A 22039-nucleotide genomic window follows, 5' to 3' on the forward strand; every position below is an offset into this window, starting at 1 on the left:
CCAGGGCAACGCATTCAATACTGCTGGCGCGCGGGAATGCAGGTGAGGACACCTCGTCGTGTGAAGAAGTGCCCAAGCCTGTATCCTGCGCAGTGGTACTTTGCCATGTGGCGCAGTTTTTAATACCGGCAGCCCGACTTGAAAATATCCTTGCCTGCCAGTTGTGCCAAGGGGCTGTGCCCCTCGCTCGAGCTCCAGTAATAGACGTTATAGTTCATCGCAAAGGGGTCTCGACCATAGAGGCCGAAGAAGATTGTCTGTGTAGTACTGCGGTTGTCGTCTGCCACGCTTCGTACGACCCACAACGGCTTGTCGGGTTCGGTCGCTTCCACCTGAATGTAATAAGGGATCCGGAAGTTAGGATTTGGGTCCTTCCATTTTAACGTCATGGTGCCTGAGATTCCGTTGATGTTCTCTACGCACAAATCAGTAGGGGCTTTTTCAAGAGCAGGCGTTGTAAATGTTCCTTTGTCCTCGCGATCAGGTGCCTGGCCTTCGCTTTGATATATCTTGATGGTGTACTCGTACCGTGTGTCAGGGCGCAGATCATAAAGCGGTGTGGCGTTATTGGACAGGTTGTGGCGAGTGAAGGGTTGGCCATTCAAGGAGATTTCCACGAACGGTAGGCGAACGTCCCGCGGCCTGTTTTCGTACATAAGCAGTCCGCTGATTGCATTACCGCCTGGCTGGGTACTGAATTTGAATGTCGGCGGGGGCGGGAGCAGGTGCAAGGGAATCGTGGTCGGCGTGGCGTTATCGGTGTCGTTGTTGGTGACGACATTGACAACCAAACGGCCTCGCCCCTCGTCCAGCTCGGCCGTGAGGAACCCTCGCCGGAAGCTTGCCCCAGCGTCATATACTGGCGTGTCGCCAATGGGTTGCTTGACTCCGACGTTGTGGTGGTGGCCATGGAAGATACTCAGGACCCGGTATTGTTTGACCAGGTTGTAAAACCGATTCCTGTCGGCTGCCGATCCGAATGTGGCATCCCCGGGCGAGCGATGCATGTTGATGACAATATATTTGCCATTTTTGTTTGCCACCTCCATCTGCTGCTCAAGCCAGGCGAGTGAAGAGGTAATTTCGAAACGGACCTCTCTGGGGTGAAGTGGGCTGCTGTTGCTGGAAAAACTGTTGGTGTAGTTATAGTGGTCGTTAAGCTGGATGAACATGATGCTGCCAATGGTTTTGCTGTAACCGTAGCTTCCGGTCCAGCGTCTGTAGTCAGGCCGGTCTTCATCTGTTATGTGGAATGCGTCAACCTGCCATCCTCTCACCGCGGCCTCAAGGTGCTGGATGGAGTCTCGTGCGCAGCCGTTGTTGGCGCACTTGCCAACATTGTTCTGATAATCGTGGTTTCCCAAACTCCAGTAAGTGCCGGGCACCGTCGCCAGGTGTTGGAACATCACGCCCCATTCGCTGCCGTGGCCGAACTCCGTCACGTCACCATTCAGAAAAACAGGGATGGTACCGCCTGAGGCATTTCGCCAGTGGTTGATAGCGTTATCTTGTTCTGTCATTAACTGTTTCGACAGTACCGGTTCGTCGGAGGAGTTTGGCCCACGAGGGTATTGGGTGTCCGCGCGTATGACGAAGCGTTGAATAGAATCTTGAGGGCTTAATACGTTCAATGCTTTCGGTGGAGCAAGCGAAGCGCATGCGGCCGTCGACAGGCCGGCCACAATCAGGGCAGCGCGTATCGTGTGTGTTGTAAGGTGCATTACCGGGAACCTGCATTTCAGACAAGGTCCCCGAGCGTATGGTTTTCCTTTGTTTTGAAATACTATCAGGTCCACCAGTTGCTGATGTACAAGGTATAAGGTAGATAAATGAATGCCAACATACTGTTGATAGGCATTGGGCCAGGCGATCCACGCCAGGTTACCTACGAGGCGGTGGAGGCGCTGCGACGCGCCACGCTGTTCTTCGTCCTTGCCAAGGGCCCGGAAACGGATGAACTGGTGCGCTTGCGCAAGGTGATCCTTGAGCGGTACCGACCCGAAGGCGGATATCGCTTGGTGCAGGTGGATGACCCACGTCGCGAGGCTCAGGCCGAGGACTATGTGGGGGCTGTGCATGATTGGCACCGTCAGCGTGCAGCGCTTTATGCCCGGCTGATCGGCGAAGAAATGGCCCCTGATGATATTGGCGCCTTCCTGCTGTGGGGCGAGCCCACCCTGTACGACAGCACCCTGCGTATCCTCGACCTGGTCCGCGAGCGCGGCGTGACGCTGCGTTTGCAGGTCATCCCTGGCATCAGCAGTGTGCAGGCGCTGGCGGCGCGGCACCAGGTACCGCTCAACCGCATCGGCGAGCCCCTGACTGTGCTGCCGGGGCGGCGCCTGGCTGGGCAGGGGCCAATCGACAATGTGGTGGTGATGCTCGACGGGCAGTGCGCTTTTGCCGGGCTCGATGACCCGGCGTTGAACATCTATTGGGGTGCGTACCTGGGGACGGAGGATGAAGTGCTGATTGCCGGGCCGTTGCAGGCGGTGAAGGCACAGATATTGGAAGTGCGTGCGCGAGAGCGGGCGCGCAAGGGGTGGATCATGGATACCTATCTGCTGCGCAGAGCGCTGTGAGGTGGGTCGCCTGTGCCGGCCTCTTCGCGGGCAAGTCCGCTCCTGCAGGCGAAACAGGCGACGCCGTGCTCAAGGGTTACCCAGAATACCTACTACCGTGTCCCGCAACTTGTCGATGCTGAAAGGTTTGCCGATCAGGTGCATGCCCTCCGGTACATTGAAGCTGTCGGCGTAGCCGCTGGCGAACAACACCGGTAATAGTGGCCGCAGTTCGCGCGCTTTTCCCGCCAGCTCCTCACCTCGCATGTCCGGCAGCCCCACATCGGTCATCATCAGTGCCAGCGCCTGGCTGGGGTCTTCAAGTACACGCAGGGCGGCTGTGGCGTCTTCTGCCTCGATGACCTTGTAGCCCAACTCGTCGAGCACTTCGACCATCAGCATGCGTACGATGTCGTCGTCTTCGACTACCAGAAGGTGCATGGTTCAAATCCTGTACAAATGAGTGTCTTTAATCTGTGCACCGCGCGGCATCAGAAGTTCCCGAGGATACCGCTCCATGCAAATAGATGGAACGATTGCCGAACGCAACCTTCAAATACTGGCTTAATGCCCTGCCAGACCTGTCAAAGCTGGTTAGACTCGCTTATCAGGACAGTGCAGTGGCAGATAACAATAACGACTGATCGGCCACTCTTTTCAATGGACTTTTCTAGCTCGGGCGTTTTCTCATGATTCAAGCAGCCTCGATGGACCAGCGAAGCTTTCGCAAGCTGTTGAGCCGCAACATCGGCCTTCCCCTGGGGGTTGGCCTGCTGGGGGCCGTGGCCTTCGTCGCGGTGATCAACTATCTGCTTTCGGCCATGCAGTGGGTCGAGCACACTGACCGGGTGATCGGCAATGCCAACGATACGGTCAAGCTGTCGATCGACATGGAAACGGGCATGCGCGGCTTTCTGATCACAGGCGACGAGCGCTTCCTTGACCCCTACGAGGTGGCCAAGCCACGCATTTTCGGCAGCCTGCAGAGCCTGCGCGGCATGGTCGAGGACAACCCCCAGCAGGTCGACCGCATCGATCGGCTGATCGCCTTGCAGCAGGCCTGGAACGACTTCGGCAACCAGATGATCAACCTGCGCCGCAGCCAGGGCGATTACCAGACCTTGATCGGCAACGGCCGGGGCAAGCGCATCACTGATGAAATCCGCAAGGAATTCGACGACCTGATCAGTACCGAACAACAACTGCGCATGGCCCGCAACGAAAAAGTCAGTTCCGTCACTGTGATGGCGATCTCGTCTTTCGTGCTGTTCATTGTCGGCCTCAGCGCATTGCTGGCTTACCTGGGCCGTCGTGACCTGCTGGCACTTTCGGCCAGCTATGACGAAAACCTGCAGGCCCAGCAACGCTCGGCGCAGCGTCTGGAGCACCAGGCCTGGTTGCGCAACGGCCAGACCCAGCTGGCGCAGCAGGTGCTCGGACAGCTGACCTTGCCCATGCTTGGCGAGAACATCCTGCGCTTTTTTGCCTCTTATCTGGGCAGCGTGGTGGGTGCCGTGTACGTGCGCGACGAGCATGGCCGGCTGGTGCGCGTGGCCTGTTATGGCCTGGGAGCCGAAGAGCAGGCCCGCGAGCAAGTCGAGCCGGACCACCATGGCCTGTTGGCCCAGGCGGTCCGCGAAGGCCGCTTGCTGCGCCTGGACGACCTGCCCGAAGACTTCTATCGCCTCAGTTCCGGCCTGGGTAGCGGCTTGCCGCGCAGTGCGCTGCTGATGCCGGCGACCGAAGACGGGCAGATCAACGGGGTGATCGAGCTGGGTTTCCTGCGCCCCTTGCAAGAGCGGGATGAAGAGCTGCTGGAGCGGGTCGGCGGCAACCTGGGCATGTCGATCGAGAGTGCCCGTTATCGTCAGCGCCTGCAGGAAGTGCTGGCCGAAACCCAGCAACTCAACGAAGAGCTGCAGGTGCAGCAGGAAGAACTCAAGACTGCCAACGAAGAGCTCGAAGAGCAGTCACGGGTGCTCAAGGAGTCGCAGGCTCATCTGGAGACCCAACAGGCCGAACTCGAGCAGACCAACGAGCAGTTGTCAGAACGCACCGAAGCGCTGGACCGCAAGAACGATGAGCTGAGCCAGGCGCAACTGGAGCTGCAGGCCCGTGCCGACGACCTGCAGCGATCGAGCAAGTACAAGTCCGAATTCCTCGCCAACATGTCCCATGAGCTGCGCACGCCGCTCAACAGCTCGCTGATCCTGGCCAAGTTGTTGGCTGAGAACGGTGAGGGCAACCTCAGCGAAGAGCAGGTCAAGTTCGCCGAATCCATCTACTCGGCTGGCAACGATCTGCTTAACCTTATCAACGACATTCTTGATATCGCCAAGGTCGAGGCCGGCAAGCTTGAAGTACGGCCCGAGACCACCCAGGTCGAGCGCCTGGTCGAAGGCTTGCGCGGCATGTTCCAGCCACTTGCCGGTCACAAGGGGCTGGCCTTCGAGGTCAAGGTCGAGCCGCAGGTACCGACCACGCTGTTCACCGACCGTCAGCGCCTGGAGCAGATCCTCAAGAACCTGCTGTCCAACGCCATCAAGTTCACCGAGCGTGGCCAGGTCAGCATGAACGTCAGCTTCCAGGCTGGCAGCGGTATCGTGTTCGCGGTCCGTGACACCGGCATCGGCATTGCGGCCGATCAGCAGCAGGCGATCTTCGGCGCCTTCCACCAGGTCGATGGCACCAGCAATCGCCGCTATGGTGGCACTGGCCTGGGCCTGTCGATCTCCCGTGACCTGGCGCATTTGCTCGGTGGTCAGATCAATGTCGATAGCAGCCCTGGGCAGGGCAGTGTGTTCAGCCTGATTCTGCCGGAGCGCTATGCCGCCGAGGCCGAAGACGTCGAGCCGCAAAGCCTGCGCCCGGCTGTCGATGCGTTGCCGCCTGCACCGCAAGCGCCGCTGGCTGCCGCGGTCATGCGCCCGGCACCGGCCTTTGCCGACGACCGCGAGCGCGCACCTTTCGATACCCGTTGCATTCTGGTGATCGAAGACGAGCCCAACTTTGCCCGCATCCTCTTCGACCTGGCCCATGAACTGGGCTATAGCTGCCTGGTGGCCCATGGCGCCGACGAAGGCTTCGAGCTGGCGGCCCAGTACATTCCGGATGCGATCCTGCTGGACATGCGCCTGCCCGACCACTCGGGCCTGACTGTCCTGCAGCGCCTCAAGGAGCAGGCCGGCACTCGCCATATCCCGGTGCATATCATTTCGGTGGAAGACCGCGTCGAGGCGGCCATGCACATGGGGGCGGTGGGGTATGCGGTCAAACCCACCAGTCGCGAGGAGCTCAAGGAGGTGTTCGCTCGCCTGGAAGCCAAGCTTACGCAAAAGCTCAAGCACATCCTGCTGGTGGAAGACGACGACCTGCAGCGCGAGAGCATCGCCCGGCTGATCGGCGACGACGATGTCGAGATCACGGCCGTGGCCATGGCCCAGGATGCCCTGGCGCTGTTGCGCCAGAACATCTACGACTGCATGATTATCGACCTCAAACTGCCAGACATGCTCGGTAACGAGCTGCTCAAACGCATGACAGCCGAGGATATTCGCGCCTTCCCGCCGGTGATCGTGTATACCGGCCGCAACCTCACCCGCGAGGAAGAAGCCGACCTGCTCAAGTATTCACGCTCGATCATCATCAAGGGCGCACGTTCGCCGGAGCGCCTGCTCGACGAAGTAACGCTGTTCCTGCACAAGGTCGAATCGCAGTTGTCCAACGAACGTCAACGCATGCTCAAGACCGCGCGCAGCCGCGACAAGGTGTTCGAGGGCCGCAAGGTGCTGCTGGTGGACGACGATGTGCGTAATATCTTCGCCCTGACCAGTGCCCTGGAGCACAAGGGCGCCATCGTCGAAATCGGCCGCAACGGGCGCGAAGCCATCGAGCGCCTAGAGCAGCACGACGACATCGATCTGGTGCTGATGGACGTGATGATGCCGGAGATGGACGGCTTCGAGGCCACCCGCCTGATCCGTCAGCAACCGCGCTGGCGCAAACTGCCCATCATCGCCGTGACCGCCAAGGCCATGAAGGATGACCAGCAGCGTTGCCTGCAAGCCGGTGCCAATGATTACCTGGCCAAGCCGATCGACCTGGACCGCCTGTTCTCGTTGATCCGTGTCTGGCTGCCGCAACTGGAGCGAATTTGACTAGCGAACGCAACACCGACATCGAGATCCGGCTGCTGATCGAGGCGATCTACCTCAAGTACAGCTACGATTTCCGCAATTATTCCGGTGCTTCGATCAAGCGCCGGATTCTCCACGCGCTGCGTCAGTTCGATTGCCTGACGGTGTCTGCGTTGCAGGAGCGCGTGCTGCACGACCCGGGCATGTTCATGCAGTTGCTGCAGTACCTGACGATCCCGGTCAGCGAGATGTTCCGTGACCCTGACCACTTCCTTGCCGTGCGCAACGAAGTGGTGCCGCTGCTGCGTACCTGGCCCTCGATCAAGGTCTGGATCGCGGGGTGCAGCACGGGGGAAGAGGTGTATTCCATGGCCATCCTGTTGCGTGAGGAAGGGCTGCTTGAACGCACCATCATCTACGCCACCGACATCAACCCGCATTCGCTGGACAAGGCCAAGCAGGGCATCTACTCGATGCAGAGCATGCGCGAATACGAGGAAAACTACCGTCTGGCCGGTGGCCGTCGTGACTTTGCCGAGTACTACACCGCCGCCTATGGCAACGCCATCATGGACAGCAGCCTGCGCGACAACGTGACCTTCGCCGACCACAGCCTGGCCACCGACAGCGTGTTCTCCGAGACCCAGCTGGTGTCGTGCCGCAATGTGCTGATCTACTTCAACAAGGACCTGCAGGATCGGGCGCTGGGCCTGTTCCATGAATCGCTCTGCCACCGCGGTTTCCTGGTGTTGGGTAGCAAGGAGTCGGTGGACTTTTCGGCCTACAGCGAACGTTTCGAGCCGCTGGTCAAGCCCCAACGGATCTTCCGTAAATCATGAACGGCGTACGTGCAGTGGTGATCGGCGCCTCGGCGGGTGGCGTGGCGGCATTGTTCCAGGTGCTCGGCACGTTGCCATCGGCGTTCGCCATACCGGTGCTCTGCGTGCTGCACCTGCCGGACGATCGCCACAGCCAGCTGGCTGGCGTGATGCAGCGGCGGCTGCATCGACCGGTGTGCGAGGCACGTGACAAGGAGAGGATCCGCAGCGGGCAGATCTATGTGGCGGGGCCGGGTTACCACTTGTCGGTGGAGCGCGACCTGACGCTGTCGCTGAGCCAGGAAGAACCGGTGCATTTCTCGCGCCCCGCGATTGACTTCCTGTTCATCTCGGCGGCCGATGCCTATGGCGACGGCTTGCTGGGTGTGCTGCTCACCGGGGCTAACGAAGACGGCGCCAGGGGCCTTGCCTACATCAAGAACATTGGGGGGCGCACGATCGTCCAGGACCCTCGTGACGCACAGGTTGCCCTGATGCCGGAGGCTGCTCTGGCCCTGCACCAGCCCGACCATATCCTTACTCTGAGCGGTATCGGGCAGTTGCTCGCGACCTTGGAATACAGCGCATGCTAAGCCACACCATCGCCAAACTGCTGATTGTCGACGACTTGCCGGAAAACCTGCTTGCGCTCGACGCCCTGATCCAGGGCGAGGACCGTGAGGTGCACCAGGCCCAGTCTGCCGAGGCTGCGTTGTCGTTGCTGCTCGAGCACGAGTTTGCCCTGGCCATTCTCGATGTGCAGATGCCGGGCATGAACGGTTTCGAACTGGCCGAGCTGATGCGCGGCACCGACAAGACCAAGCATATCCCGATCGTCTTCGTCAGTGCGGCGGGCCGCGAGATGAATTATGCCTTCAAGGGCTACGAGAGCGGGGCCGTGGACTTTCTGCACAAGCCGCTCGATACCCTGGCAGTGAAAAGCAAGGTCTCGGTGTTCGTCGACCTGTTCCGCCAGCGCAAGGTACTTGGCCGGCAGTTGGAAGCCTTGGAGCAGAGCCGCCAGGAACAGGAGCTGCTGCTCAGCCAGCTGCAGGTGGCGCGGTGTGAGCTGGAGCATGCCGTGCGCATGCGTGACGACTTCATGTCGATCGTCTCCCACGAGGTGCGTACGCCGCTCAATGGCCTGATCCTGGAAACCCAGTTGCGCAAGATGCACCTAGCACGGGGCAACCTGGACGCGTTCAGTGTCGACAAGCTGCAGGCCATGGTCGAGCGCGACGAACGGCAGATCAACAGTCTGATCCGGTTGGTCGAGGACATGCTTGATGTTTCGCGCATCCGTACCGGTAAATTGTCGCTGCGGCCCAAACTGTTTGACCTGGGCCAACTGGTGCGTGGGCTGGTGGAAAACTTCACGGCGCAGGCCATGGCGCTGGACACCCACATCGAATTGCAGCGTTGCGAAGCGCTGAAGGGGGAGTGGGACGAATTCCGGATTGAACAAGTAGTGGCCAACCTGTTGTCCAATGCAATGCGTTACGGCGAGCGCAATCCGGTGCAGGTACGGGTGTTCGAGCAGGACGGCATGGCCTGGGTGCAGGTACAGGATCACGGCATCGGTATCAGCGCCGTCAATCAGCAGCGGATCTTCCAGCAGTTCGAGCGGGTCGCTGCCCAGCAGGCCAGCGGAGGTCTGGGCCTGGGGTTGTACATCTCCGAGCAGATCGTCCAGGCGCACGGTGGCCGGATACAGGTTGAAAGCGAGGAGGGCAAGGGTGCCACATTCACCCTGCAATTGCCGCTGGCAACATTCAAAGAACAAAACGACCAGGCTCGGGCAACCTCTGTGTAAGCCTGGGGTCTGATGGCCAACTGTAAGTATTTCAAGGCGTTAACATGAGTGAAGATGCACAAGATGTGGTTCTGGTCGTCGAGGATGAACCGGCGATTCGCATGATTTTGCGCGATTACCTGGCGGGTGAGGGGTACCACGTCCTGGTGGCTGAAGATGGCGAGCAGGCGTTTGCCATCCTGGCCAGCAAACCGCACCTGGACCTGATGGTGACGGACTTCCGTTTGCCGGGGGGGATCTCGGGCGTGGATATTGCCGAGCCCGCGGTGAAGTTGCGGCCAGACCTGAAGGTGATCTTCATCAGCGGCTACCCGGCGGAGATTCTCGAGTCTGGTAGCCCGATCACCCGCAAGGCACCTATCCTGGCCAAGCCGTTTGACCTGGATACCTTGCACGAGCAGATCCAGTCGCTGTTGCGCTGAGGCATCCGGCCTCTTCGCGGGGCAAGCCCGCGCAGAGGCCATGGCAGGCTATCGCAGCGTCCGCTCAATCCCGCCGACCAGCAAGTTTTCCATCAGCTCCAACCCCTGCTCTTCAGGCATTGCTTTAAGTAACCCCGGCAGTTGGTTGAGAAGCGTCGCCAGTACATGCGCTGTGGCGTCCAACGCTTGCCCCGGCAGTTTCGCTTGCGGTGCGATCAGGCGCAGCAATCCTGCCTCATAACGCTTGCGCAACGCTGCCAGGTGCGCCTGTTGCGCCTCACTCAAACAACACAAATCCCGCTCGGCCAGCCGAAACTGCAGCGGCCGCTCGGCATGCAGCTGCCAGTGCGCAGCAATCAGGCAGCTCAACGCCGATGCCCCACGGGCCATGGCCCGACGGGCCTGGTCCAGCGTGGCTTGCAGCTCTTCGTACAACTCTTCGATCAAGTCGTACAGCAGGTCCTGCTTGCTGGGGAAGTGATGGTACAGCGAGCCGGCGGTCAGCCCCACATGGGCCGCCAGCTCGCGCATGCTGACCTGGCCAAAGCCCTTTTCGGCAAACAATGCCATGGCCCGGTCACGTCGCTCCTCAAAGTTGGCACAGCGCATTGCGGCATTGACCGGGGGCATGGTGCTTGGTCCTCAGTAGGTGAAGAAACCGCGACCGCTCTTGCGCCCCAGCCAGCCGGCCGCGACCATTTCCTTGAGCAGTGGAGCAGGGCGGTACTTGCTGTCGTTGAAGCCGTCATGGAAGGCCTCCATGATCGCCAGCAGGGTGTCCAGCCCGATCAGGTCGGCCAGGGCCAGCGGGCCGATCGGCTGGTTGCAGCCCAGGCGCATGCCGGTGTCGATGTCCTCGGCACTGGCCAGGCCTTCCTGGCGCACGAAGATCGCCTCGTTGATCATCGGCACCAGGATGCGGTTGACCACGAAGCCCGGGCGGTTACCGGCGGTGATCGGGGTCTTGCCGACTTTTTCGGTCACCACCAGGGCCTGGGCGTAGGTGCTGTCGCTGGTCTGCAGGCCACGAATGATCTCCACCAGCGCCATCATCGGTACCGGGTTGAAGAAGTGCACACCAATGAAGCGCTCGGGGTGCTCGATGCAGGCGGCCAATTGGGTCACCGACAGCGACGAGGTGTTGGTGGCGATCAGGCAGTCGGCGGCGACGTTGGCTGCCACCTGCTGCAGGATGCGCTGCTTGAGCTGCAGGTTCTCGGTAGCCGCCTCGATCACCAGGTGGGCAGTGCTGAGCTGGGTGTAGTCGGTGCTGGTGCGGATGCGGGCTTTGGCGGCTGCGGCTTTGTCGGCGTCGAGGGTGCCTTTGCTGACCTGGCGCTCAAGGTTCTTGCTCAAGGTGGCCACGCCGCGCTCAAGCGCTGCATCGGAAACATCCACCAGCAGCACCTGGTAGCCGGCAATTGCGCACACTTGGGCAATGCCGTTGCCCATGGTGCCAGCGCCGATCACGGCGATCTGTTCAATGCTCATGTGTCAGCCTCCCTCAGACGCGCTCGAACACGACGGCGATACCTTGGCCACCGCCGATACACATCGTGGCCAGGGCGTAGCGGCCCTGGATGCGCTGCAGCTCATGGATGGCCTTGGTGGCGATGATCGCACCGGTGGCACCCACCGGGTGGCCCAGGGAAATGCCCGAGCCGTTGGGGTTGACCTTTTCCGGGTCGAAGCCCAGCTCGCGGGCAACGGCACAGGCCTGGGCGGCGAAGGCCTCGTTGGACTCGATCACATCCAGGTCTTGTAGGTTCAGGCCGGTTTTTTCCAGCACTTTGCGGGTGGCGGGGATCGGCCCCAGGCCCATCAGCTCAGGTTCCACCCCGGCGTGGGCATAGCCCACCAGGCGTGCCAGTGGCTTCAGGCCCAGGCGGCGTACCGCGTCACCTGTGGCCAACACCAGGCCGGCGGCGCCATCGTTGATACCGCTGGCGTTGCCGGCGGTGACGGTACCGTCTTTCTTGAATACCGGCTTCATACCGGCCAGTTGCTCGGCGGTTACATCAGCACGCACATGCTCGTCGACACTGAACTGCACGCTGCCCTTGCGGGTTTTCAGCTCCAACGCAACGATCTGGCTGGCGAAGCGGCCCTCGGCAATGGCCCGAGCAGCGCGGCGCTGGCTGGTCAGGGCCAATTCGTCCTGCATTTCGCGGGTAATACCGTGTTTGGCCGAAACGTTCTCGGCGGTAATGCCCATGTGGAAGTGCTGGAACGGGTCCTGCAGCACGCCGACGGTATAGTCGATGCCTTGCAGATCACCCATGCGTGCACCCCAGCGCGCTTGTGGCAGCAGGTAAGGGCCACGGCTCATGGATTCGGCGCCGGCCGCGACGGCCACGTCGGTGTCGCCCAGCAACAGGCCCTGGGCCGCAGAGACAATGGCCTGCAGGCCAGAGCCGCACAGGCGGTTGACGTTGAATGCCGGCGTTTCCTTGGGGATGCCGGCGTTCATTGCCGCTACCCGTGCCAGATAGGCGTCACGCGGTTCGGTGGGGATTACCGTGCCCATCACCAGGTGGCCGACTTGCTCGGCGGCCAGGCCCGAACGCTCGATGGCGGCGCGGGTCACGGCGCTGGCCAGGTCGGCCAGTGGCAGGTCCTTGAGGGAACCGCCGAAGCCACCAATGGCTGAACGGACGGCACTGACGACGTAGATTTCTGCGCTGCTCATAAGGGCTCCGATTGCGAAGGCGTGGCGGGACCGGGCCAGGCTCTGCGAGAATGGTCGGCGGCCCCGAAGTGGGTTCGAGTCTAGGCAAAGGCTCTGTTGCAGCCTATGCCGGATCTGTTCAAAGAACCTGGCACTTTTTGCCACTCAGCATAGACAGCGAAAACCGCCATGCGCGAAAGCGATTCAGTCGCCGTGTACTTTCTCAACGCCATGCTCCACGCTTTGCGCGACACCCCCGCCGAGCGTGATGCCCAGCTGCTTGCGGTGGGCATCGCCCCGCAGCTGCTCGATCAGCCTCAGGCACGGGTGCCGGCCAAGGCGTTCGCCCAGCTGTGGCTGGCGTTGATCCAGCGCCTTGACGATGAGTTCTTTGGCCTCGACAGCCATGGCATGCCGCTGGGCAGTTTCGCCCTGATTTGTCGGGGTTTGATCCTCGAGCCGAACCTGGAAAAGGCCTTGCGCCAGTGCATGGGGGGCTTCGGCCTGTTCCTGCGTGACCTGCATGGCAGCCTGACGGTACGTGGCGGGCGGGCGCTGATCAGTGTGCAGTCGAACATTGCCGACCCCTTGACCCGGGTCTATGCCGAGGAAACCTACCTGGTGCTGATGATCGGCATGCTGTGCTGGCTGGCCGGGCGGCGGATTGCCATCGACCGCACGGAGCTCGCAGTGTCGCGCCCGGCCCAGGAGGACGACTTGCTGCTGTGGGGGCCGGACCTGCGCCTGGGCAGCGGACGCACCGAGGTGGAGTTCGACAGTGCTTACCTGCGCCTGCCGGTGGTGCAGGACCGGGCGGCTTTGAAGACCTTCCTGCGCAGCGCGCCGCAGGGCCTGGTGATCCGCTTTCGCAATCAGAATGGGCTGGTGGCTGAGGTGTATCGGCACCTGCGGGCATTGCGCTATGGGCAGTGGCCGACATTGGCCGCGCTGGCGCAGCAGCAGGGGATCAGTGCCAGTACCTTTCGCCGGCAGCTGGAGCGGGAAGGGCGTTCGTACCAGCAGATCAAGGATGAAGTGCGCCGGGCCATGGCCTTCGAGCGGCTGCGCGAAGGCACGTTGAGCATTGCCGAAATTGCCGAGCAGGCGGGGTTTCAGGAACCGAGTGCCTTCCACCGGGCGTTCAAGAAGTGGACCGGGCAGAGCCCTGGGAGCTACCGGGCGCGGCTGGCCGGCCGTTGATGTGTCGTCTGTGCCGGCCCTTTCGCGGGTAAACCCGCTCCTACAGGTGCCGGGTGACCTTGAAACCTGCGCTGTCCCTGTAGGAGCGGGCTTGCCCGCGAAGCAACCAACGTGGTGGATGGCACCGGCTCTGCCGGTGTTCGCGGGTAAACCCGCTCCTACAGGTGCCGGGTGACCTTGAAACCTGCGCTGTCCCTGTAGGAGCGGGCTTGCCCGCGAAGCAACCAACGCGGTGGATGGCACCGGCTCTGCCGGTGTTCGCGGGTAAACCCGCTCCTACAGGTAACGAGTGACCTTGACGGCTGCGCTGTACCTGTGGGAGCGGGCTTGCCCGCGAACAGGCCTGCACAGGCCACCCGAAAGGATCAGGCCGGCACCATGGCAAAGCCGACGCCGAACCGGTTCCAGGCATTGATGGTGGCAATTGCCAAAGTCAGGTTGGCCACCTCGGCTGGCTCGAAGTGTTCCCGCAGGGCTTCATATTGCGCCTGCGGCGCGCCCTGCTCTGGCAAGCGGGTCAGGCTCTCGACCCAGGCCAGCGCAGCACGTTCACGCGGCGTGAAGTAGCTGGTTTCCTGCCACACGCACAGGGTCTGCAAGCGTGCTTCGGTCTCACCGGCCTTGCGTGCATCGTTGGCGTGCAGGTTGACGCAGTAGGCGCAGCCGTTGATCTGCGACGCGCGCAGGCGTATCAGCTCCAGCAGCGAGTTTTCAAGGCCGCTGTTGGCCAGGGCCTGCTCCAGGCCGACCATGGCTTTGTAGGCTTGCGGCGCGTGTCTGGCCCATTCGATACGGTTGTGCATGGCAGTCTCCAAAGTGCGGGGTGGGTATGGCGCTACTGTAGCGCCGCTCATTGGTCACCCCGATAGCCAATTTTGCGCATAAGCGGGAGGCCAATCGCCCATTCAGGTGGCCACTGACCTGCATCCAATCTCTTCATTTCTGCCAAGCCAGCCGAGCCGGGATAATGGCCAGTTCCTGCTTCAAGAGAACCGATTCACAATGAGAGCTGCATTGAACCTGTTGCTGGTGATCCTGCTGGCGTTGAACCTGCGGCCGATCCTGACCAGTATCGGCCCGTTACTCGAACCCATGCGCGCCAGCACCGGCCTGGGTTACCAGCAGGCCGCCCTGCTGACGGCGCTACCGGTGCTGTGCATGGGCCTGGTGCCCCTGTTGCAACCGTGGCTGCGACGCTGGGTCAGCGAGCATGGTGGCATGCTTGCAGGCCTGGCCGCGATTGCCTTGGCCTGCCTGTGGCGCCTGCAACTGGACAGTGCCTGGGCGCTGATCGCCAGTGCGCTGGTCGCCGGCCTGGGCGTGGCGGTGGTGCAGGGCATGATGCCGGGGCTGGTCAACCGCTGGTTCCCCGGGCGTCTGGCCGGGGCAATGGGGCTGTACTCGGCGGCGCTGATGAGCGGCGGCGGCTTGGCTGCAGTACTCGGTCCACACATCAGCGGCCATTTCGGTTACTGGCAGGCGGGCCTGGGCGTTTGGGCTGTCCCGGCCGTGCTGGCGGTGCTGGCCTGGGCCGTGCTGCGGCCAAGGCAGGAGGCGCCAAAGCTGTCTGGGGTCGCAGGCGGGCACTGGTTCGGCACCCGCCGGGCGTGGTTGCTGGCCCTGTACTTCGGCCTGATCAATGGCGGCTATACCAGCATGGTGGCCTGGTTGCCGGCTTACCACATCGAACACGGCGGCAGCGCCCAGGGCGGCGCCGACCTGGTGGGCTTGATGACCGTCTTCCAGGTGCTCGGTGCGCTCGGCTTGCCGCTGCTGCTGCGACGTTGGACAGACAGGCGTCCAGGGCTGTGGTTGGCGTTGACGATCCAGCTGGCGGGCTTCCTGGGGCTTCTGCTGATACCTACGGCGGCTTCCGGGTTTTGGGTAGCCATGATCGGCTTTGGCTTGGGTGCCTGTTTCAGCCAGTGCCTGACGTTGACCCTGGAACACCTGAAAACGCCTGCCGAGGCCGGCAGCCTGGCGGCGTTCGTACAGGGCATCGGCTTTATCATCACCGGCATCGTGCCGTATATCACCGGTTGGTTGCGGGATGTCAGTGGCGACTTCCAGGCTTCTTGGACGCTGTTGACCGTGACCGTGCTGGCAATGCTGCTGGTGACCGCGTGCTTCAACCCGCGCGGCTATACGGCAGCCATTGCCCGCCCGACTGCAACAGGCAAGGCCGCAGCAATCAACTGAGGCGTTGCAGGGTATCGCGCACCCGGTCCAGCGCCGGGTCGATATCCAGCAGTTCGATGGCGCCGAAGCCCATCAACAGCCCCGGCCGTACCGGCGCCTCGCTGAAGAATGGCGCCAGTGAATACAGGCCGACTTCTACCTTGCGCGCGAGATTGGCCAGCAGCTCCACATCCACCCCAGGTGTAGCCAAGGCACTGAGGTGGAAGCCGGCGCTGGCCGGGATGGTGCGGAACCACGGTGCCAGATCGCCGCCCAGGCGCGCCAGGATGCGCTCGCGGCGTGCGCTGTAGACCTCGTGGCAGCGGCGGATGTGCTTGTTCAGGTGGCCTTCGCCAAGGAAGCGCGCGAGCGCCCACTGCAGCAGGGTAGGGCTGTGCCAATCGCTGAGGTGCTTGGCCACGCAAGCGGCCTGCAGTACGGCAGGCGGCAATACGGCATAACCCAGGCGCAGCTCGGGCAGCAAGGTCTTGGAGAAGGTCCCGACATAGGCGACCAGCCCATGCCGGTCCAGGCGCTGCAGCGCGTCCGAGGCTGGCCCGTGGTAGCGGAATTCACAGTCGTAGTCGTCTTCGATGATCAGTGCACCCAGCTCGGCGGCCCGCGCCAGCAGGGCATGCCGGCGTGGCTCGCTCATCGGCATGCCCAGTGGGAACTGGTGTGAGGGTGTTACGTAGATCAGCCGGGTGCCTTCGGCGATCTGTTCCACGCACAGGCCCTCATCATCCACTGGCACCGATTGCAGGCGTGCACCCAGGGCCAGGAACAATTGCCGTGCCGGCGGGTAGCCAGGATCTTCCATGGCCACCTGGCAGCCCGGTTCGACCAGCACCCGGGCGATCAGGTCCAGCGCTTGCTGGGCGCCGTTGCATACCAGCAGGTCGGCTGCGCTGCAGTGCACCCCGCGTGAGTAGGCGATGTGGTGGGCAATGGCTTCGCGCAGTTCCGGCAAGCCCTGGGCCGGGAATTGTCGCTCGGCGTGGCGCTGGCTACGGCGCAGGGCGTAGTTCAGGCAACTGCGCCATTGGTCGAACGGGAACTGTGCCTTGCTCGAAGCACCACCGACGAAGTCATAGCGCGATGGCGCCTGCAACTGGCGTTGGCTGAGCACGGTGGCGCGCTGCTGCCAGCGCTCGAGGGATGCGGCGCCGGCCAGGGGGATGGTGGCTGATTCGTTGCTGCGCAGCGGATGGCGTGGGGTGACGAATGTGCCACGGCCGACCACGCCGTTGAGCAGGTTATCGTAGGTCAGCCGCGAATAGGCCTCGGCCACTGTCTTGCGCGATACGCCCAGTTGTTCAGCCAGCAGACGGGTGGGCGGCAGTTGGGAGCCGGCGGCCAGGTGGCCGCTGTCGATACCGTCGCGCAGTTGCTGGTAAAGCTGATCGGCCAGGCCTTTGCGGCCCTCCAGGCGAATGTGCAGTTCCATGGGCGGGTCCGGAGCGGAGGATTGCTCAGGATAGCGGATTGGCTGCGACTCAGGTGCTTGTCACAGGCTGCGATGATGCCACGTCAACCGCTCAGAACCGGGCGGTACTGACAGTGATATAGCCTTTTTCTGCCAGGGAAATGCGTATCACGGTTTCATCTTCCGGCGCGTTGCGGTTGCGCTTGATGCGCACGCCTTCTACCGTCGAAGCCTTCATATGCTCTGAAATGGCCCGCCCGTTCGCGTCGAAGAACACCTCGCTGGCCAGCAACTCGATACGTTCGATCAATTGCCGTGAATGTTCATCGGTGGCGCAGAAGAACATGACGCCCGACAAATGCGGGTCGTCGTCGGGGTTGGTCATGTCATGGGCCAACATTTCGCGCAGACTGCTGCGCAGTTCGGCGATGGGGCGGGCGTACGGGTGCATGCGGAGCCTCCTCTGGATCGCGACCTTGCGTCCTCCAGCGCCGATCATGTTTTCTGTGGGCAGAGGCAGCAAGTAGGGCGCTTCTGAGGGCTGCGTAGGAAACGTCTTAAGATGCTGGGCGGTGGTCGAACCCCAGGGTCTACAAGGCAGCAGCCCCCGCCTTGGCCACCTGGGCATCCTGTTCGGATTTGACGCCGGATACACCAATGGCGCCCACCACCTGGCCTTTCACCCGCAGCGGTACGCCACCTTCCAGGCTGGTCAGCAGGGGCGCGGTCACGAATGCCGTACGGCCGCCATTGACCATCTCTTCATAATCCCGCGTCTCTTTGCGCCCCAGTGCGGCGGTGCGGGCCTTTTCCAGCGCGATGTAGGCACTGGCCGGTGCGCAGCCGTCCATACGTTCCAGGGCCAGTGGGTGGCCGCCGTCGTCGACCACGGCGATGGTCACGCTCCATTGCCGGGCCTGGGCTTCCTGGCGGGCGGCGCTCAGTACGCGGGCGATTTCGGCCTGGCCGATAACGGATTTGCTAAGCATGGGCGGGCTCCGGGTTCAAGGCTGCTTCGACAATTTCGATCCAGTGGCGCACGGGCGTGCGTCCAGCCCCGTCGAGGTGGGCCTGGCAGCCTATGTTGGCTGTGGCAATGAGGTGCGGCTTACCGCTTTCCAGCGCATTCAGACGATTGTCGCGAAGTTGCAGTGACAGTTCAGGCTGGGTCAGCGAATAGGTCCCCGCCGAGCCGCAGCACAGGTGGCCATCGGGCACTGAGGTCAGGGTAAAGCCGAGCCGCGTCAGCAACGCTTCTATCGCACCGCCCAGCTTCAGGGCGTGCTGCAGGGTGCATGGGCAGTGGAAGGCCAGGCGCTGTTCGGCGCACAGGGCCAATTGTTCGATCGGCTCATCGCGCAAGATTTCCACCAGATCGCGGGAAAGGGCGCTGACCCGGGCGGCCTTGACAGCGTAATGGGGGTCTTTTTCCAGCAGGTGCCCATAGTCGCGGACAAACGCACCGCAGCCGCTGGCGGTCTGCACGATAGCCTCGGCACCCGCTTCGATGGCGGGCCACCAGGCGTCGATATTGCGCCGTGCCCGCTGCAGACCTTGCGCCTGAGCATTCAGGTGATAGTCCACCGCGCCACAGCATCCGGCTTGCCGGATCGGTTGCACGCTGATGCCCAGGCGGTCGAGCAGCCGCGCAGCAGCGGCATTGGTATTGGGTGACAGGGCCGGCTGCACGCAGCCTTCCAGCATCAGTACCCGGCGCGCGTGGCGCACTGCCGGACGCTGGCCGGGTGGGGTGACCTGCGCCGGCAACTTGCGTTTGACTGAGGCCGGTAGCAGCGGGCGCAGCGCCTGGCCGCTGCGGGTCAGGGCCTTGAACAGTGCCGGGCGCGGCACCACCGCACGCAGGCCCAGGCGCAACAGGCGCTGGCTGAGCGGGCGTGGCACTTGCTGCTCGACCACCGCGCGGCCGATGTCCAGCAGATCGTGGTACTTCACCCCGGATGGGCAGGTGGTTTCGCAATTGCGGCAGGTCAGGCAGCGGTCCAGGTGCAGTTGGGTGCTGGCGGTGACCGGCTCGCCTTCGAGCATCTGCTTGATCAGGTAGATGCGCCCGCGCGGGCCGTCCAGCTCGTCGCCCAGCAACTGGTAAGTGGGGCAGGTGGCTGTGCAGAAACCGCAATGTACACAGGTGCGCAGGATGCGCTCGGCTTCGTCGGCGCGGGCCAGGCGGCGCGATGGTTCGCTAAGGTTGGTTTGCATGGTCTGGCCTCACAGGTCCGGGTACAGGCGGCCAGGGTTGAACACCCCCTGGGGATCGAGTTGCTGCTTGAGGGCGCGGTGGTAGCGCATCAGTGCAACCGGCAGTGGCGGGCTGCTGGTTGCACCGGGGGCGTAGCAGGTGGCGTGGCCACCTACCTTGGCCACCTGGTCGCGAATGGCCTGCGCTGGTGCGCAGGTCTTGAGCCAGCGCTGGGCACCCCCCCAGTCGATCAGTTGCTGGCCGGGCATTTCCAGCTCGCCGGTGATGGTGGGTACGGACAGGCGCCACAGGGGGGCGGCGTCGGTAAAGAACGCCAGGCGCTGCTCGCGCAGGTCGCTCCAGAAGCGGTTATCGAGTGTTTCGCCCCCCAGCCGCTGGCGTGCCGACTGCACCGACCCTTCGCCGCCTTCCAGGCGCAGGTACAGCGTTTCGCCGTCATGGCAGGCGGCGCTGATCGGCAGCGGTTGCTGGCCCCATTCGGCCAGCTCGGCCAGCGCTTCATTGCGGCCCATCGGCAGGCGCAGGCTCAGGCACAGGCGTGGCCGTGGCAGCACTTTCAACGAAACTTCGGTCAGCAGCCCCAGGCATCCGAAGCTGCCCGCCATCAGGCGTGACACATCGTAGCCGGCGACGTTCTTCATCACCTCGCCACCAAAGCGCAGCAGCTTGCCGTGGCCGGTGATCACCCGTGTACCCAGTACAAAGTCGCGCACCGACCCGGCCCACGGCCGTCGCGGGCCAGACAACCCGACCGCGACCATGCCGCCCAAGGTGGCCTCGGGGCCCAGGTGGGGCGGCTCGCAGGGCAGCATCTGGCCAGCCTCGTGCAGGGCTGCCTCGATCTCGCGCAGAGGGGTACCGGCGCGGGCCGTGAGTACCAGCTCGGTGGGGTCGTAGCTGACGATGCCGCGGTGGTTGCGGGTGTCGAGTACTTCGCCCGCCACCGGGTTGCCGAGCATCGCTTTGCTGTTGCTGCCCTGGATGCGCAGCGGCGTACCTTCATTCAGCGCCTGGTTGACCTGCTCCAACAGCGTCTGGCTCATGTCGCGGTCCATGCTCATCAGAAGCGCTCCAGCTCGGGGAAGGGCAGTTGCCCCTGGTGCACGTGCAGGGCGCCGAATTCGGCGCAGCGGTGCAGGGTGGGAATGTTCTTGCCGGGGTTGAGCAGGCCCTGAGGGTCGAAGGCGGCCTTCACCGCGTGGAACAGGGTGATTTCGTCGCTGTTGAACTGCGCGCACATCTGGTTGATCTTCTCGCGTCCCACGCCGTGTTCACCGGTGATGCTGCCGCCCACCTTCACACATAGCTCCAGAATCTTGCCGCCGATCGCTTCGGCACGCTCCAGCTCGCCGGGCAGGTTGGCATCGAACAGGATCAAAGGGTGCATGTTGCCGTCGCCGGCATGGAACACGTTGGCCACCCGCAGGCCGTACTCTGCGGACAGGTCGCTGATGCCCTTGAGCACCCGTGGTAACTCGCGGCGCGGGATGGTGCCGTCCATGCAGTAGTAGTCCGGGGAGATGCGTCCCACGGCCGGGAAGGCGTTCTTGCGCCCGGCCCAGAAGCGAACGCGCTCGGCTTCGTCGCAGGCCAGGCGCACTTCGCGGGCCCCGGCTTGCGTCAGCACGGCGGCGACGCGCTCGCAGTCGTCGTGAACATCGGCTTCCACGCCATCCAGTTCGCACAGCAGGATCGCCGCCGCGTCCACCGGGTAGCCGGCATGGATGAAGTCTTCAGCGGCGCGGATCGCCAGGTTGTCCATCATCTCCAGGCCACCGGGAATGATGCCGGCAGCGATGATGTCGGCGACTGCCCGGCCGGCGTCCTCGACGCTGTCGAAACTGGCCAGTATCACCCGCGCCACCTGGGGCTTGGGCAGCAGCTTGACGGTGACTTCGGTGACGATACCGAGCATGCCTTCGGAGCCGGTGAACAATGCCAGCAGGTCGAAGCCGGGGCTGTCCAAGGCATCGCTGCCCAGGCTCAGGCGTTCGCCCTCGACTGTGAGAATCTCCACCTTGAGCACATTGTGTACGGTCAGGCCGTACTTGAGGCAGTGCACGCCACCGGCGTTTTCGGCGACGTTGCCCCCGATCGAGCAGGCAATTTGCGAGGAAGGGTCTGGTGCGTAGTACATGCCATGGGGGGCGACGGCCTGGGAAATGGCCAGGTTGCGTACGCCCGGCTGCACGCGGGCGTAACGCCCCTGAGGGTTTACCTCGAGGATACGGTTGAAGCGCGCCATCACCAGCAGGATGCCCTTGGCCAGTGGCAGGGCACCACCCGACAGGCCGGTACCGGCACCACGCGCAACCACCGGGACGCCGCGCTGGTGGCAGAGCTTCAGCAGCGTCTGCACCTGCTCCAGGCGCTCGGGGAGCACCACCAGCAGTGGCACTGTGCGGTAGGCCGACAGGCCGTCGCATTCGTACGGTTTGAGGTCTTCATCGCGGTGCAGGATTTCAAGATCCGGCAGGGCATCGCGCAGCGCTTGCAACAGGGCGGCCCGGTCCACGTTGGGCAGCGCGCCATCGACGCGTTCGTCGTACAGGATATTCATCGGCTCACTCGGCAACGGTTTTTATTGTTGTTGGCAAAG

At 62.9% G+C, this 22039-nt stretch carries 20 protein-coding genes; 8 read left to right on the forward strand and 12 right to left on the reverse strand.

Features of this window, described 5'->3' with window-relative positions:
• Nucleotides 1-119: 119 nt before the first annotated feature.
• A complete protein-coding gene (locus AC3B5Q_RS10565) occupies nt 120-1721 on the reverse strand; it encodes a metallophosphoesterase (RefSeq protein WP_279934843.1) in 1602 nt (533 codons plus the stop codon).
• 108 nt (nt 1722-1829) lie between these two features.
• On the opposite strand from AC3B5Q_RS10565, the gene cobF reads away from it, so the two are divergent.
• The gene (gene cobF / locus AC3B5Q_RS10570; protein WP_021782095.1) at nt 1830-2582 is read left to right on the forward strand and encodes a precorrin-6A synthase (deacetylating); all 753 of its coding nucleotides are present in this window, start codon (nt 1830-1832) and stop codon (nt 2580-2582) included.
• A 69-nt stretch (nt 2583-2651) separates the two neighbouring features.
• Here cobF and AC3B5Q_RS10575 read toward each other — a convergent pair whose 3' ends face one another.
• Nucleotides 2652-3002, reverse strand: coding sequence for a response regulator (locus AC3B5Q_RS10575; RefSeq protein ID WP_021782094.1), 351 nt, complete (start codon nt 3000-3002; stop codon nt 2652-2654).
• A 248-nt stretch (nt 3003-3250) separates the two neighbouring features.
• Here AC3B5Q_RS10575 and AC3B5Q_RS10580 point away from each other — a divergent pair, with 248 nt between their 5' ends.
• Genes AC3B5Q_RS10580 through AC3B5Q_RS10600 form a run of 5 tightly spaced genes read left to right on the forward strand, consistent with a single transcriptional unit; the run spans nt 3251 to nt 9750 of the window.
• Nucleotides 3251-6718 carry a response regulator gene (locus tag AC3B5Q_RS10580; RefSeq protein ID WP_488393080.1) on the forward strand — a complete coding sequence of 1156 codons (3468 nt, stop codon included), beginning with the start codon at nt 3251-3253 and terminating at the stop codon, nt 6716-6718.
• Nucleotides 6715-7536 carry a CheR family methyltransferase gene (locus tag AC3B5Q_RS10585; RefSeq protein ID WP_021782092.1) on the forward strand — a complete coding sequence of 274 codons (822 nt, stop codon included), beginning with the start codon at nt 6715-6717 and terminating at the stop codon, nt 7534-7536. The genes AC3B5Q_RS10580 and AC3B5Q_RS10585 overlap by 4 nt, the downstream gene beginning before the upstream one ends.
• Nucleotides 7533-8108 (forward strand): chemotaxis protein CheB, encoded by a 576-nt coding sequence (locus AC3B5Q_RS10590; RefSeq protein WP_103469792.1) that lies wholly within the window; start codon nt 7533-7535, stop codon nt 8106-8108. Before AC3B5Q_RS10585 ends, AC3B5Q_RS10590 begins: the two co-directional genes overlap by 4 nt.
• Nucleotides 8102-9328, forward strand: a complete 1227-nt coding sequence (locus AC3B5Q_RS10595; RefSeq protein ID WP_021782090.1) for a hybrid sensor histidine kinase/response regulator — start codon at nt 8102-8104, stop codon at nt 9326-9328. Before AC3B5Q_RS10590 ends, AC3B5Q_RS10595 begins: the two co-directional genes overlap by 7 nt.
• Nucleotides 9329-9372: 44 nt before the next feature.
• Nucleotides 9373-9750: a response regulator gene (locus AC3B5Q_RS10600; RefSeq protein WP_003256176.1), complete on the forward strand. Its 378-nt coding sequence runs from the start codon at nt 9373-9375 to the stop codon at nt 9748-9750.
• Between the two features lie 48 nt (nt 9751-9798).
• Here the strand turns inward: AC3B5Q_RS10600 and AC3B5Q_RS10605 are convergent, their stop codons facing one another.
• The 3 genes from AC3B5Q_RS10605 to AC3B5Q_RS10615 are packed head-to-tail and all read right to left on the reverse strand — an operon-like array spanning nt 9799 to nt 12439.
• Nucleotides 9799-10380: a TetR/AcrR family transcriptional regulator gene (locus AC3B5Q_RS10605; protein ID WP_021782089.1), complete on the reverse strand. Its 582-nt coding sequence runs from the start codon at nt 10378-10380 to the stop codon at nt 9799-9801.
• A 12-nt stretch (nt 10381-10392) separates the two neighbouring features.
• Complete coding sequence (locus AC3B5Q_RS10610) at nt 10393-11241, reverse strand: 3-hydroxybutyryl-CoA dehydrogenase (protein ID WP_021782088.1); 849 nt, start codon at nt 11239-11241, stop codon at nt 10393-10395.
• Nucleotides 11242-11254: 13 nt separating this feature from the next.
• Nucleotides 11255-12439 (reverse strand): acetyl-CoA C-acyltransferase family protein, encoded by a 1185-nt coding sequence (locus AC3B5Q_RS10615; protein WP_003256172.1) that lies wholly within the window; start codon nt 12437-12439, stop codon nt 11255-11257.
• A 168-nt stretch (nt 12440-12607) separates the two neighbouring features.
• Here AC3B5Q_RS10615 and AC3B5Q_RS10620 point away from each other — a divergent pair, with 168 nt between their 5' ends.
• Complete coding sequence (locus AC3B5Q_RS10620) at nt 12608-13618, forward strand: AraC family transcriptional regulator (RefSeq protein ID WP_021782087.1); 1011 nt, start codon at nt 12608-12610, stop codon at nt 13616-13618.
• Nucleotides 13619-13983: 365 nt separating this feature from the next.
• Here AC3B5Q_RS10620 and AC3B5Q_RS10625 read toward each other — a convergent pair whose 3' ends face one another.
• Complete coding sequence (locus AC3B5Q_RS10625; RefSeq protein ID WP_103444229.1) at nt 13984-14421, reverse strand: carboxymuconolactone decarboxylase family protein; 438 nt, start codon at nt 14419-14421, stop codon at nt 13984-13986.
• Nucleotides 14422-14620: 199 nt separating this feature from the next.
• On the opposite strand from AC3B5Q_RS10625, the gene AC3B5Q_RS10630 reads away from it, so the two are divergent.
• Nucleotides 14621-15817, forward strand: coding sequence for a CynX/NimT family MFS transporter (locus tag AC3B5Q_RS10630; protein ID WP_103444230.1), 1197 nt, complete (start codon nt 14621-14623; stop codon nt 15815-15817).
• Here the strand turns inward: AC3B5Q_RS10630 and pdxR are convergent.
• The 6 genes from pdxR to glcD all read right to left on the reverse strand — a co-directional run bounded on the left by pdxR (nt 15810) and on the right by glcD (nt 22000).
• Entirely contained in the window at nt 15810-17243 is a 1434-nt protein-coding gene (gene pdxR / locus AC3B5Q_RS10635; RefSeq protein WP_103444231.1) for a MocR-like pyridoxine biosynthesis transcription factor PdxR, read from the reverse strand. The two genes, AC3B5Q_RS10630 and pdxR, sit on opposite strands and share 8 nt — an antisense overlap.
• 91 nt (nt 17244-17334) lie before the next feature.
• Complete coding sequence (locus tag AC3B5Q_RS10640) at nt 17335-17673, reverse strand: hypothetical protein (RefSeq protein ID WP_021782083.1); 339 nt, start codon at nt 17671-17673, stop codon at nt 17335-17337.
• Between the two features lie 139 nt (nt 17674-17812).
• Nucleotides 17813-18211 (reverse strand): heme-binding protein, encoded by a 399-nt coding sequence (locus AC3B5Q_RS10645; RefSeq protein ID WP_330509187.1) that lies wholly within the window; start codon nt 18209-18211, stop codon nt 17813-17815.
• Nucleotides 18204-19439: a glycolate oxidase subunit GlcF gene (glcF, locus tag AC3B5Q_RS10650; protein WP_021782081.1), complete on the reverse strand. Its 1236-nt coding sequence runs from the start codon at nt 19437-19439 to the stop codon at nt 18204-18206. The genes AC3B5Q_RS10645 and glcF overlap by 8 nt, the downstream gene beginning before the upstream one ends.
• Before the next feature lie 9 nt (nt 19440-19448).
• Complete coding sequence (gene glcE / locus AC3B5Q_RS10655; RefSeq protein ID WP_488393081.1) at nt 19449-20501, reverse strand: glycolate oxidase subunit GlcE; 1053 nt, start codon at nt 20499-20501, stop codon at nt 19449-19451.
• On the reverse strand, nt 20501-22000 hold the full coding sequence (glcD, locus tag AC3B5Q_RS10660; protein WP_488393082.1) for a glycolate oxidase subunit GlcD: 1500 nt from the start codon (nt 21998-22000) through the stop codon (nt 20501-20503). The genes glcE and glcD overlap by 1 nt, the downstream gene beginning before the upstream one ends.
• Nucleotides 22001-22039 lie beyond the last annotated feature (39 nt).

The sequence above is a fragment of the Pseudomonas sp. D5(2026) genome (assembly GCF_057766845.1).

Coding starts and splice junctions, on each gene's coding strand:
- glcF (WP_021782081.1), bottom strand. CDS start 19,439: ATGCAAACCAACCTTAGCGAACCATCGCGCCGCCTGGCCCGCGCCGAC.
- AC3B5Q_RS10575 (WP_021782094.1), bottom strand. CDS start 3,002: ATGCACCTTCTGGTAGTCGAAGACGACGACATCGTACGCATGCTGATG.
- AC3B5Q_RS10590 (WP_103469792.1), top strand. CDS start 7,533: ATGAACGGCGTACGTGCAGTGGTGATCGGCGCCTCGGCGGGTGGCGTG.
- AC3B5Q_RS10645 (WP_330509187.1), bottom strand. CDS start 18,211: ATGCTTAGCAAATCCGTTATCGGCCAGGCCGAAATCGCCCGCGTACTG.
- glcE (WP_488393081.1), bottom strand. CDS start 20,501: ATGAGCATGGACCGCGACATGAGCCAGACGCTGTTGGAGCAGGTCAAC.
- cobF (WP_021782095.1), top strand. CDS start 1,830: ATGAATGCCAACATACTGTTGATAGGCATTGGGCCAGGCGATCCACGC.
- AC3B5Q_RS10600 (WP_003256176.1), top strand. CDS start 9,373: ATGAGTGAAGATGCACAAGATGTGGTTCTGGTCGTCGAGGATGAACCG.
- AC3B5Q_RS10625 (WP_103444229.1), bottom strand. CDS start 14,421: ATGCACAACCGTATCGAATGGGCCAGACACGCGCCGCAAGCCTACAAA.
- AC3B5Q_RS10615 (WP_003256172.1), bottom strand. CDS start 12,439: ATGAGCAGCGCAGAAATCTACGTCGTCAGTGCCGTCCGTTCAGCCATT.
- AC3B5Q_RS10580 (WP_488393080.1), top strand. CDS start 3,251: ATGATTCAAGCAGCCTCGATGGACCAGCGAAGCTTTCGCAAGCTGTTG.
- AC3B5Q_RS10640 (WP_021782083.1), bottom strand. CDS start 17,673: ATGCACCCGTACGCCCGCCCCATCGCCGAACTGCGCAGCAGTCTGCGC.
- glcD (WP_488393082.1), bottom strand. CDS start 22,000: ATGAATATCCTGTACGACGAACGCGTCGATGGCGCGCTGCCCAACGTG.
- AC3B5Q_RS10565 (WP_279934843.1), bottom strand. CDS start 1,721: ATGCACCTTACAACACACACGATACGCGCTGCCCTGATTGTGGCCGGC.
- AC3B5Q_RS10620 (WP_021782087.1), top strand. CDS start 12,608: ATGCGCGAAAGCGATTCAGTCGCCGTGTACTTTCTCAACGCCATGCTC.
- AC3B5Q_RS10610 (WP_021782088.1), bottom strand. CDS start 11,241: ATGAGCATTGAACAGATCGCCGTGATCGGCGCTGGCACCATGGGCAAC.
- pdxR (WP_103444231.1), bottom strand. CDS start 17,243: ATGGAACTGCACATTCGCCTGGAGGGCCGCAAAGGCCTGGCCGATCAG.
- AC3B5Q_RS10630 (WP_103444230.1), top strand. CDS start 14,621: ATGAGAGCTGCATTGAACCTGTTGCTGGTGATCCTGCTGGCGTTGAAC.
- AC3B5Q_RS10595 (WP_021782090.1), top strand. CDS start 8,102: ATGCTAAGCCACACCATCGCCAAACTGCTGATTGTCGACGACTTGCCG.
- AC3B5Q_RS10605 (WP_021782089.1), bottom strand. CDS start 10,380: ATGCCCCCGGTCAATGCCGCAATGCGCTGTGCCAACTTTGAGGAGCGA.